General features: G+C 49.7%; 12 protein-coding genes and 2 rRNA genes (1 of these 14 only partly in view). 9 read left to right on the top strand and 5 right to left on the bottom strand.

Annotated features, from left to right (window positions below; all coding sequences use genetic code 11):
• Positions 1-8: 8 nt before the first annotated feature.
• Together ACJJIV_RS07995 and ACJJIV_RS08000 are read right to left on the bottom strand one after the other, a co-directional pair.
• Positions 9-368 (bottom strand): hypothetical protein, encoded by a 360-nt coding sequence (locus tag ACJJIV_RS07995; RefSeq protein ID WP_444891376.1) that lies wholly within the window; start codon positions 366-368, stop codon positions 9-11.
• Positions 369-554: 186 nt separating this feature from the next.
• Complete coding sequence (locus ACJJIV_RS08000; RefSeq protein ID WP_444891377.1) at positions 555-896, bottom strand: DUF2793 domain-containing protein; 342 nt, start codon at positions 894-896, stop codon at positions 555-557.
• Here ACJJIV_RS08000 and ACJJIV_RS08005 point away from each other — a divergent pair.
• The 4 genes from ACJJIV_RS08005 to ACJJIV_RS08020 are packed head-to-tail and all read left to right on the top strand — an operon-like array spanning position 872 to position 2,639.
• The gene (locus tag ACJJIV_RS08005; RefSeq protein ID WP_444891378.1) at positions 872-1,045 is read left to right on the top strand and encodes a hypothetical protein; all 174 of its coding nucleotides are present in this window, start codon (positions 872-874) and stop codon (positions 1,043-1,045) included. The genes ACJJIV_RS08000 and ACJJIV_RS08005 overlap by 25 nt on opposite strands.
• Positions 1,045-1,491 (top strand): hypothetical protein, encoded by a 447-nt coding sequence (locus ACJJIV_RS08010; RefSeq protein WP_444891379.1) that lies wholly within the window; start codon positions 1,045-1,047, stop codon positions 1,489-1,491. The genes ACJJIV_RS08005 and ACJJIV_RS08010 overlap by 1 nt, the downstream gene beginning before the upstream one ends.
• Positions 1,488-2,402, top strand: a complete 915-nt coding sequence (locus ACJJIV_RS08015; protein WP_444891380.1) for a hypothetical protein — start codon at positions 1,488-1,490, stop codon at positions 2,400-2,402. Before ACJJIV_RS08010 ends, ACJJIV_RS08015 begins: the two co-directional genes overlap by 4 nt.
• Before the next feature lie 39 nt (positions 2,403-2,441).
• Positions 2,442-2,639, top strand: coding sequence for a helix-turn-helix transcriptional regulator (locus tag ACJJIV_RS08020; protein WP_444891381.1), 198 nt, complete (start codon positions 2,442-2,444; stop codon positions 2,637-2,639).
• Positions 2,640-2,706: 67 nt separating this feature from the next.
• Here ACJJIV_RS08020 and ACJJIV_RS08025 read toward each other — a convergent pair whose 3' ends face one another.
• Positions 2,707-3,114, bottom strand: a complete 408-nt coding sequence (locus ACJJIV_RS08025; protein WP_252084479.1) for a hypothetical protein — start codon at positions 3,112-3,114, stop codon at positions 2,707-2,709.
• A 361-nt stretch (positions 3,115-3,475) separates the two neighbouring features.
• Here ACJJIV_RS08025 and ACJJIV_RS08030 point away from each other — a divergent pair, with 361 nt between their 5' ends.
• From ACJJIV_RS08030 to ACJJIV_RS08050, 5 genes are all read left to right on the top strand, one after another.
• Positions 3,476-5,056 (top strand): peptide chain release factor 3, encoded by a 1,581-nt coding sequence (locus tag ACJJIV_RS08030; RefSeq protein ID WP_252084478.1) that lies wholly within the window; start codon positions 3,476-3,478, stop codon positions 5,054-5,056.
• 70 nt (positions 5,057-5,126) lie between these two features.
• The gene (locus ACJJIV_RS08035; protein ID WP_444891382.1) at positions 5,127-5,759 is read left to right on the top strand and encodes a lysophospholipid acyltransferase family protein; all 633 of its coding nucleotides are present in this window, start codon (positions 5,127-5,129) and stop codon (positions 5,757-5,759) included.
• On the top strand, positions 5,743-6,510 hold the full coding sequence (locus ACJJIV_RS08040; RefSeq protein ID WP_444891383.1) for a TSUP family transporter: 768 nt from the start codon (positions 5,743-5,745) through the stop codon (positions 6,508-6,510). The genes ACJJIV_RS08035 and ACJJIV_RS08040 overlap by 17 nt, the downstream gene beginning before the upstream one ends.
• A 3-nt stretch (positions 6,511-6,513) precedes the next feature.
• Positions 6,514-6,864 carry a hypothetical protein gene (locus ACJJIV_RS08045; RefSeq protein WP_444891384.1) on the top strand — a complete coding sequence of 117 codons (351 nt, stop codon included), beginning with the start codon at positions 6,514-6,516 and terminating at the stop codon, positions 6,862-6,864.
• Between the two features lie 29 nt (positions 6,865-6,893).
• Complete coding sequence (locus ACJJIV_RS08050) at positions 6,894-8,306, top strand: M20/M25/M40 family metallo-hydrolase (protein ID WP_444891385.1); 1,413 nt, start codon at positions 6,894-6,896, stop codon at positions 8,304-8,306.
• 792 nt (positions 8,307-9,098) lie between these two features.
• Here the strand turns inward: ACJJIV_RS08050 and rrf are convergent.
• Together rrf and ACJJIV_RS08060 are read right to left on the bottom strand one after the other, a co-directional pair.
• Positions 9,099-9,214 (bottom strand): 5S ribosomal RNA (gene rrf, locus ACJJIV_RS08055).
• Positions 9,215-9,418: 204 nt separating this feature from the next.
• Positions 9,419-10,403, bottom strand: a 23S ribosomal RNA gene (locus ACJJIV_RS08060); it runs 1,897 nt beyond the window's last position.

Raw genomic sequence — 10,403 nt, forward strand, 5'->3', positions numbered from 1 at the left:
TTTTTTATTCAGTCATAGTGCCGAATATAAGTTGGTGCTCTAACAGTATTATCCCATTCACCTAAATCTGAGCCTGAGCAACTTTGAGTATTTTCATATTTAACTTTAACGGTTTTTCCAGAGAGCGTTGCTGCCACGATTCCAGAAAGCCATGCCTTGCATGTTGCTTCAGAAATACCACCCCACTCGCCCTCAATATGGCATACTCTTTGTGAATTGTCAGAGTCATTCCAAGTACCATCCATATATACATAACCATAATTTGTAACATCCCAATCTTCTATCGTACCTGTACAGTATTGGGTTTCAGCAATTGCAGAAACGCTAAATGGAATACTAACACTAAGAAATAATAATTTTTTAAACATCGATTTTCCTAAGATAGGTAAGAAACTAGCGAGATATTTTTAACAGTACACTCGCAAGCAGCTAGGTTATATCCTAACATTTTCGTTGTTATATATCTTTTTGAAAACCCCTTAAAAGTCAAAAGGTTAGTACTTTTTTCCTGTGAATATATCAAGGTGCTTTTGATCCCTGACAGTCGAAGCAAGCTATGTGGCTTGATTATCCCAATAAACTCCATTCAAAGCCCCTAACATTTGCCCCACCAACCCGGCCAAATCACTCCCGGTATCTCCACTAATCACCGGTAATGTCGCCGGGCGGTTGGCGATCTGCCAGCCGCTGCTGCCATTTACATACAACAGGCCATCCGCTTTATTCAGGGCTACTTTTGCCGGGAAGAATTGCCAGTAGCCTGGGTCTGCCACATAGCGGGCAAGCTGGCCGTCTTTGCCGGACCAAGCGCCGGTGCCGGTGGCAACTAAGTAGCGGTCGCCATCGCTGGCGGAGCCCGGTGGAGGCGCTAATGGGAAAGGTTCAAGCCTTTGCATATGCCTGGGCCCGCTACGACCGGGAGCTCTCTGTAAGTGGGTCCGTTCACGGAGTTAGGGCAAAAGTTGATGCGGAGCAGCTTAAAAAAGACCTGCGCGAAGAACTGACAGGGCTGCTAGATACGGCAATTAATGGAGCAAAAATCTAGTGCCCAAGCGTAAACCCCGCAAACCCATGAGCAAGCAGGCGCAACACGTCCGCCTGATAAACCGCTGGCTGCCCGGCTTGGTCCTCACCGCTCGCAGCAGCACCGGCCTAGATACCGATGGCGACCCCATCCTAGCTATCAGCCATCGACGCCAAGGCGGCGCCGTTGGCGATATAGCCCGAGCCAAGCTGCAGCACGAAATCCTCAATTGGCAACACCACTGGCTGGTAACGGTATTTGTCGAGTGCGAAACCCCAGAGGGCGATTTCTATAAAGACTCCACCGAGTTCGAAGCCTACGGCGTTCGCCTGAATGACCAGGCCGAATTAGTGCGCCCGGAACTGGACACCATTAAAAACAAAGCCAACCCCAACCACTACAAAGACCACGGCTGGCAGTCGGAGATTCTGCCTAATCGCAAGCAGGAGAAAGGGAGAGCAGCATGAAGCTCTGGCAATCCCTTACCGGCATCGCCGCCCTAATCTTCTGCGGCACCAGCTTGGCCTTTACCGTGCAGCTATGGGTATCCATGCCCGCAGGTTTGAGCGGGCAGCTGGTGGCCGGTGCGACTGCGGTGGCGCTGGAGCTGTGCAAATTCAGCTTCGCCCCGCTGGGCCTGTGGTTGTGCAGCCAAGGGCAAAAGAGCGGCTATGCCCTGCTCTGCCTCTGGCCTCTGCTGGTAGTGATCAGCATTGTCGCCACCGTTGGATTCCTCGCCACCCACAGCGAAGAGCAGCAACAACGCAGCGCCCGCAACAGCCAGGAATACCAAGCGTTGCAACAGCAACTCAAGAGCCTGCAACAGCAGATCAACACCCTAAACGGACTGATCAACACCGACGGCAACAACGGCTACCGCCAGCGCGCCATTAATACCGCAGCGCAATTATCCACATTGGAGACTGAGCGCACCCAGCTGATCGAGAAGTTATCCACCATCCGCCAAACCGCCAACACACACAGCGCCTTCAACAGCCTCGCCAACACCCTAAACGCAAACCCCGCGCGGCTTCAGCATATCGGCTTTCTGGCCCTGGCGATCATCACCGACATAGTGGGACTGGTCGCATTACTCGCGTTTAACGCCGCTGCAACGGTTGGTAAACGCGTTTCACAACCGTTTCAACAGCCCGAAACAGCAGAGCAACAACCAGAACACACCAGCCACCTGAGCAAAGAACAACAGCTACTGGCCCAACGTATCTGCGCCGGTGAATTCGGCAACCGCCCAGTGTTGCGCAACATCAGCAACAGCATCACCGGCGGATACAGAACCGTTAAACCCGTTTTCGACGCCCTGCAACAAACAGGCGCACTCACACGCAACGGCCAGGGGTTTGCCCTGGTGCAGCGCTAAACGCAGAGATATTAAGAAACAACAGAAAAGGAAAATCTTATGATTAAAGGATATTGGTCAACCAAAGACTTAAGCGAACGCTATCGCTGCTCAAGCCGCACAATCTTTAGATGGGTAGAGCGTGAAACCAACCCATTCCCAAAACCACGCATCAAAGCCTCTGGCAGCCATAACCTTTGGGCGATTGATGATGTGGAACAATGGGAGGATCAAGTTTCACATCTAGCAGCTGCCTAGATGCTCCTCACCTCATCCTTAGCGATGGTATTCACATCATCACCCTCGCTAAGGATTGACCCCTTGATTAAGCGTCGATATTGAATCTTATTTTGTACTCACCAGTGAATACATTTTGAACCAATACATCTGAACTGCACTTAGATGAGGGGGTTGCCCCTATTGAGAATTGATAATAGCCATTCATCTGGATTACTGACCAATTGAACCTACATGATTGATAGGTTAATACCCCAGCATCCGCCACACCATTAGTTATTGAGGTATGAAAAGTCGTACTGTTTGCTGCCGCAGGGCTTGGAAATAGTGGAGAAATAATACCGGTTGAATTTGTTCCATTAATGAGCACATTATCAGAAGAAGTATTATTTTTTAGTTCTATGCTTGTTGATAATGTAGCTGCCAGTGTTGGTACAGAGAACGCTACAGATGCAAGTAATCCCGCTGTAAGAATAAATTTTCGTTTAACTTCCATTTCATTGCTCCTTGAAAATGACGTGTAAAGACTTTCAGCAAGTCCACAGCCATTTCAACTCACGGTGACATCAAATGTCAATAATGTCATGTGAGTACAAAACTTGAAGTGCGCAAACTAACCATTGGTGCAAAGCCTGGATTGTTGTACAGACTTAACTCCAGCAACAACATATGTACGCAGCCAAGAGCTTATCCTGTACCTTATTCGCATCAATCAAACTGACCAAGTAGCGCCCACTAGTCAGCCCCCGAGAGCAAAACCAAAGGCCAATTTGTTATAATGCGGCCTTTCAGATTCGGCCTTGGGGTATATTTCAATATGTGTACACAGGGGCGTACACAGATAAGGTTAAATCTAAGTGAATCAAGATTTTTCTCAACAATTTCAAAGACGTAGAACTTTCGCCATCATTTCCCACCCGGACGCCGGTAAAACAACCGTGACCGAAAAGCTACTTTTATTCGGAAATGCCATTCAGCTGGCAGGTTCGGTTAAAGGGAAAAAAGGTCCCCACGCGCGCTCCGACTGGATGACCATGGAGCAGGAAAGGGGTATCTCCGTCACCTCCTCGGTGATGCAGTTCCCCTACAAGGAGCGCACGGTTAACCTGCTCGACACCCCCGGGCACGAAGACTTCTCCGAAGACACCTACCGGGTACTCACTGCGGTCGACTCTGCGCTGATGGTGATTGACGGCGCCAAGGGTGTCGAAGACCGCACCATCAAATTGATGAATGTGTGCCGACTGCGTACCACGCCGATTCTCTCCTTTATCAACAAACTGGATCGGGATATTCGCGACCCTATCGAAGTGATGGATGAAATTGAAGAAGTCTTGAATATCCAAGCCGCCCCCATCAATTGGCCACTGAGCTCCGGTAAAAATTTTAAAGGGGTATACAACCTCTACACCGATACAATTCACGTATTTACTCAAGGCCAGGGTCACACAATTCCCGACGATATCCAGATCAAAGGGCTCGACTCCGCTGAGGCCGATGAACTACTCGGCGAATATGCCGAGGACATCCGCGAGGAAATCGAACTGGTACGCGGCGCTACCCACGAATTCAATCTGGAAGCTTATTTAGCTGGCGAACTGACCCCGGTATTTTTCGGCACTGCGCTTGGTAATTTTGGCGTACGTGAAATGCTCGATGGATTTGTCGAGTGGGCTCCGGGCCCTCAGCCTCGCGCCACCCAGGAGCGCCAGGTAGAGCCAAACGAAGAAAAGTTCTCCGGTTTTGTGTTTAAGATTCAGGCCAATATGGACCCCAAACACCGCGACCGTATTGCCTTTATGCGCGTCTGTTCCGGTACTTATAGCCGTGGCATGAAAATGAAACATGTACGCATCGGCAAAGATATAAAAATTGCCGACGCCGTAACATTTATGGCTGGCGACCGAACCCACGTGGAAGAGGCTATTGCCGGCGATATTATCGGCCTGCACAACCATGGCACTATCCAGATCGGAGATGCCTTTACTGAAGGTGAGTCTCTAAAGTTTACCGGCATTCCCAATTTCGCCCCGGAGTTATTCCGTCGTATTCGCCTGAAAGATCCTTTAAAACTAAAGCAACTGCAAAAGGGCTTGCAGCAGCTCTCCGAAGAGGGCTCTACCCAGGTATTTTTCCCACTGGATAACAACGACATTATTGTCGGCGCCGTCGGTGTCCTGCAGTTTGAAGTGGTCGCCTATCGCCTCAAGGACGAATATAAGGTGGAAGCCATTTATGAAAATGTAAATGTAAATACTGCTCGCTGGGTGGAAAGCGAGAGCGTGAAAGAGTTGGAAAACTTTAAACGCAAAGCGAGTACCAACCTCGCCATAGATGGCAGTGGACACCTGACCTACCTAGCGCCTACCCGTGTGAATTTGCAGTTGGCGGAGGAGCGTTATCCGGATATTCGCTTCTACGCCACCCGCGAACATTAACTTGGGTGGACGTTTCCTGAAATCGCTTGTCAGTTCCAGGATATTCGAGCAGTAGACAGAGAGATCAATAATGAGTCAGCAGAAAGAATTACCGGAAGAAATGCCCCGCCTAGGCAACAGCCTGACCGCTGCTATTGGTAGGCTGCTGATCCGGCTGATGGGGTGGCGCCTGGAAGGTACCTTCCCTCCGGAAAAAAAAGTGATGGTGGCCCTGGCCCCGCACACTTCCAACTGGGATTTTATCGTGGCCATGCCTTTTATCATGGCCTATAGGGTAAAAATTTCCTGGCTCATGAAAAAGGAAGCTTTTTTCTTCCCCTTTAAAAATCTCTTTATGTGGCTCGGTGGCGTGCCCACCAATCGTGGTTCTGCAGGGGGCATCGCCAAACAGGTAGCTAGGCAATACCGCAATAACGAAAAAATGTGGGTCGGCATAACTCCCGAGGGAACTCGCAAGAAAGTCACTAAGTGGAAAAGTGGCTTCCTGCGAATTGCTTATGCTGCCGAGGTACCAATTTTACTGGTTGCCTGGGACTTTTCTCGCAAGCGTTTCTGCCTGGACTCCCTCTACCATCCCACGGGAAACCTGGAAGAGGATATGACGGAAATCCAGCGTCGCTTCAGTAAATACCGGGGGTTTCACCACAATATGCAAACCGATCTCTTGGAGGGCAGTGATTCCTCCCGTGATAGAATTCAGTAGCAATTTAACCCTTAGCACATATTTGATACTCGCCGCGGTGGCTTTCACCGCTGGCTTTATCAACGCTATCTCCGGCGGCGGAGGCCTACTAACCCTGCCCACACTCTTATGGGCTGGCCTCCCCCCCCTAGATGCCCTCGGCACGAATAAATTCCAGGCCGTTTTCGGTACTCTCTCATCCAGCTTCAACTACTTTCGAAAAGGGCACTTACAACTGAAACCCCTGTGGCCGGGCTTGATAGCAGCCTTTTTTGGTTCCGCCCTGGGTACCTGGGCAGTCACCAAAGTCGGGGGAGACATACTCGATACACTACTGCCTATATTAATTATCGTCATCGCCCTCTACTTCGCATTTTCGCCGCGAATTTCTGATATTGACTCTAAATCCAGAATAAGCCCTGGGCTATTTAACATTCTGATTGGTGGTGGGATTGGTTTTTATGGAGGTTTTTTTGGTCCTGGAATAGGGGCCTTCTATGCCCTGGCATTCGCCGCTCTACTGGGTTACAACATGCGCAAAGCCACGGCATCAAGCAAACCGCTGGTATTGGCCACCAATATCACCTCACTGGTTATATTTATACTGGGCGGATACTTTTCACTGATAGTCGGTATCACTATGGCGGGCACCCAGATTATCGGTGCAAGATTAGGATCTAACCTGGTTATTTCCCATGGAGCCAAACTGATTAAGCCTGTAGTTATTCTCGTTACTATGACCATCGCGATAAAATTACTGCTGGAGCCCTAGAAAGTGACCCTGTTCCTCACTCTGCTGCTGTCCTTCTGTGCTTTTGTCATTGTGATCTGGACATTAATGCATCTGCGCACTCCGCGATTTCGTATGGACAGAGCCAGCTTTATTAAAGGCCTAGAGGATGCCATCACCGGCCAGGCTAGCGAGAGTGAATGGCGTGCCCTAGTGGCGATACCAATGCGCCATGATCCTGAGTTGGAAGCAATGCGACTCAAGTGTCTCGAAATAGAAGAGCACGAGTCCAGTGATCACCCGCCCTATTTATTTACCGAGAAGGGGCTGGAACAACTGCGGCATATTCGCAGTAGGCTACTTATCAACACACCTAACAAACAACCTAGATCTTGAGTCAACGAGCTTTAATCAAGGATAAACATATGTTTAAACCACTACTGACCCTCACTGGGGCCTTTATTGCAACTACAGCGATCAGCATCACCCAGGCGAAGCCACTACCCCAGGAAGATCTGTCCGTGGCAGAAGTATTGCGTGATCGCGCCCTGGCTTCTTCTGATGCCTATAGCATCGTTGAATCCTTGACGGTAGAAGTGGGCCCCCGTCGCGCAGGTACGGAAGGTGATCGGCGTGCAGTGGTTTGGGCCCAGGAAAAAATGAAATCCCTGGGGTTCGATCGGGTTTATACAGAGCAAATTGAAGTACCCCGCTGGACACGTGGACATGCCCACGCCCAGGTGGTTTCGCCCTACCCCCAACCACTGGTGGTGTCTTCCCTGGGCTATAGCGTAGCAACCCCCAAAGATGGCCTTACTGCGGAAATCGTCGAGTTTCCCGATGTTGAAGCCCTACTGCAAGCCTCCCCTAAACAGGTAAAAGGGAAAATAGCCTTCATCAACAAGCGTATGGCAAAGGCACGCACCGGAGAAGGCTATGGCCCTGCAGTGCAAGGGCGCAGTAAAGGTATGCGTGCAGCCGCTGAGAAAGGTGCTGCCGCACTGCTCCTAAGGTCCGTGGGCACAGACTCTGACCGCTTTGCCCATACCGGCATGATGTCTATTAATGATGTCGAAAACCCAGTTCCCGCACTGGCACTGTCAGCCCCGGATGCCAACCTTTTAGAAGCCATGTTGAAACGTGGCAAGCCGGTAGAAGTTAAGCTCGATATAGATAATCAGCGTCACAGTGATGGCCCATCATTTAACGTTATTGGAGAAATTACTGGCCGCGAGAAACCCGAAGAAGTCATGATTATTGGCGCCCATTTGGATTCTTGGGATGAAGGTACTGGAGCGCTGGATGATGGCGCCGGAGTCGCCATAGTAATGGAGACCGCTCGCCTGATTGCCGAGCTCCCCAAGCGTCCTCGTCGTACCCTGCGAGTAGTTCTCTTCGGCGCCGAAGAAATTGGCTTGGTCGGTGCCAAGCAGTATTTAGATGCACATCGTCACGAGTTGGATAATATTATTGCCATCTCTGAGTCTGACTTTGGCGCAGGTAAGATCTGGAGATTTGATACTCGTTTGCCTGAGAGTAAATTCGATATTGCCGACCAAATGATGCAATTACTAGCACCTCTCGGCATCGAGCGCGGACATAACAAATCCTATGGCGGACCAGACAGTAGTGTGTTTGTCGCCGAAGGAGTCCCTGCCTTCGGTCTCTACCAGGATGGTACCGACTACTTCGACTATCACCATACCCCTAACGATACCCTCGATAAGGTGAAGCCAGAGAACCTGCGCCAGAACGTCGCAGCCTGGGTAGTGATGTCCTTCCTTGCCACCGAGATGGAAGATGACCTCGGCCGAATTCCCTCAAAAATAAAAGAGTAAGCTAAGCACCTCACAACCACAACAAGAGCCTCCTCAGTGGAGGCTCTTTATACCTCACCTGCCAACCACCCTATTCGTACTATTCCCCAAGTTACCCACAGCACCAAGGCATATTTCTGTTTCCTGCTGATGACCATTCCATTAACAGGCTGTTACTAACAGAATCCATGGATAGAGCTGTGTATAACTCAGGGATATCCACGCTCAGGCCCCTGTTTCCGCGGGGCCCTTTTCAACGGGTAAAAAAACACCAGCCATTTATCCACTTTCCACCGCTTGGCGTTATTAACAGAAAGTCTGGATAGACTTGTGCATAACTGCGGTATATCCGTGCCAGGCCCCGTGGTTGCACAGGCTCATTAAAACGTGCAAAAAATCACCGGTAATTTTATTGGTATTTCTGCGCCGTTTTTTTCAACGCAATGATTTTTCTAGGCTAAAGAGCACTTTTTAATTTCAGGTGTTTTTTTGATGGTGCTTGAGGTGCAGATTAAATAAAGCGCGTTATTTTTTTGTATTTCCATTTTTTCCTTACAGAAAAAATTTAAGAAAGTGCTTTATTTATAGGAGGGAAGGCTCTTCGGAGCTTTTTAGAGCCTGCGCTTTTTTCATTGGCTTTTACCGAGTTGGATTTTTCGGCGGGAGTGTTGCGAGTAAAAATTCGATTGGGCTTTTTATTTTTTCTGTATTTTGAATTTATTTTTTTATTCTCTGTTTTTATTTTTTATGCATTCAATTTTTTTGCACATAAAAAAAGGGCCACCCTATTGGGTGGCCCTTTTCGGATTAGAAGCCTGACGATGACCTACTCTCACATGGGGAAGCCCCACACTACCATCGGCGATGTTGCGTTTCACTTCTGAGTTCGGCAAGGGATCAGGTGGTTCCACAACTCTATTGTCGTCAGGCAAACTGGCTTGGGTTGGCGTTGGTCTTATAAGCAATTTTGCTTGGCCTACCGTGTTATCGCTGTTTGCCTCGGTCTGCTGACCGGCGATAACCCCAAATAAGTCGGTAAAACAATCTGTAGTAATACACCGCAAGCGATCATTGTGTGTCTTTCATTCCACAATCCGCTAGCTTAGCTAGTCGTTAGTAACCATCTCTGTTGTATGGTCAAGCCGCACGGGCAATTAGTACTGGTTAGCTCAACGCCTCACAACGCTTCCACACCCAGCCTATCAACGTGGTAGTCTTCCACGGCCCTTTAGGACTCTCAAGGAGTCAGGGAAATCTAATCTTGAAGGAGGCTTCCCGCTTAGATGCTTTCAGCGGTTATCCCGTCCGAACATAGCTACCGGGCAATGCCACTGGCGTGACAACCCGAACACCAGAGGTTCGTTCACTCCGGTCCTCTCGTACTAGGAGCAACTCTTCTCAAATTTCCAACGCCCACGGCAGATAGGGACCGAACTGTCTCACGACGTTCTAAACCCAGCTCGCGTACCACTTTAAATGGCGAACAGCCATACCCTTGGGACCGGCTTCAGCCCCAGGATGTGATGAGCCGACATCGAGGTGCCAAACACCGCCGTCGATGTGAACTCTTGGGCGGTATCAGCCTGTTATCCCCGGAGTACCTTTTATCCGTTGAGCGATGGCCCTTCCATACAGAACCACCGGATCACTATGACCTACTTTCGTACCTGCTCGTCATGTCTGACTCGCAGTCAAGCGCACTTATACCATTATGCTCATTGCATGATTTCCGACCATGCTGAGTGCACCTTCGTACTCCTCCGTTACTCTTTGGGAGGAGACCGCCCCAGTCAAACTACCCACCATACACTGTCCTCGATCCGGATAACGGACCAGAGTTAGAACCTCAAACATACCAGGGTGGTATTTCAAGGACGGCTCCACAGTAACTAGCGTTACTGCTTCAAAGCCTCCCACCTATCCTACACAAGTAGGCTCAAAGTTCAGTGCAAAGCTGTAGTAAAGGTTCACGGGGTCTTTCCGTCTAGCCGCGGGTACACTGCATCTTAACAGCGATTTCAATTTCACTGAGTCTCTGGTGGAGACAGCGTGGCCATCGTTACGCCATTCGTGCAGGTCGGAACTTACCCGACAAGGAATTTCGCTACCTTAGGACCG

The sequence above is a fragment of the Microbulbifer mixtoriginis (SeqCode) genome, from assembly GCF_052466765.1.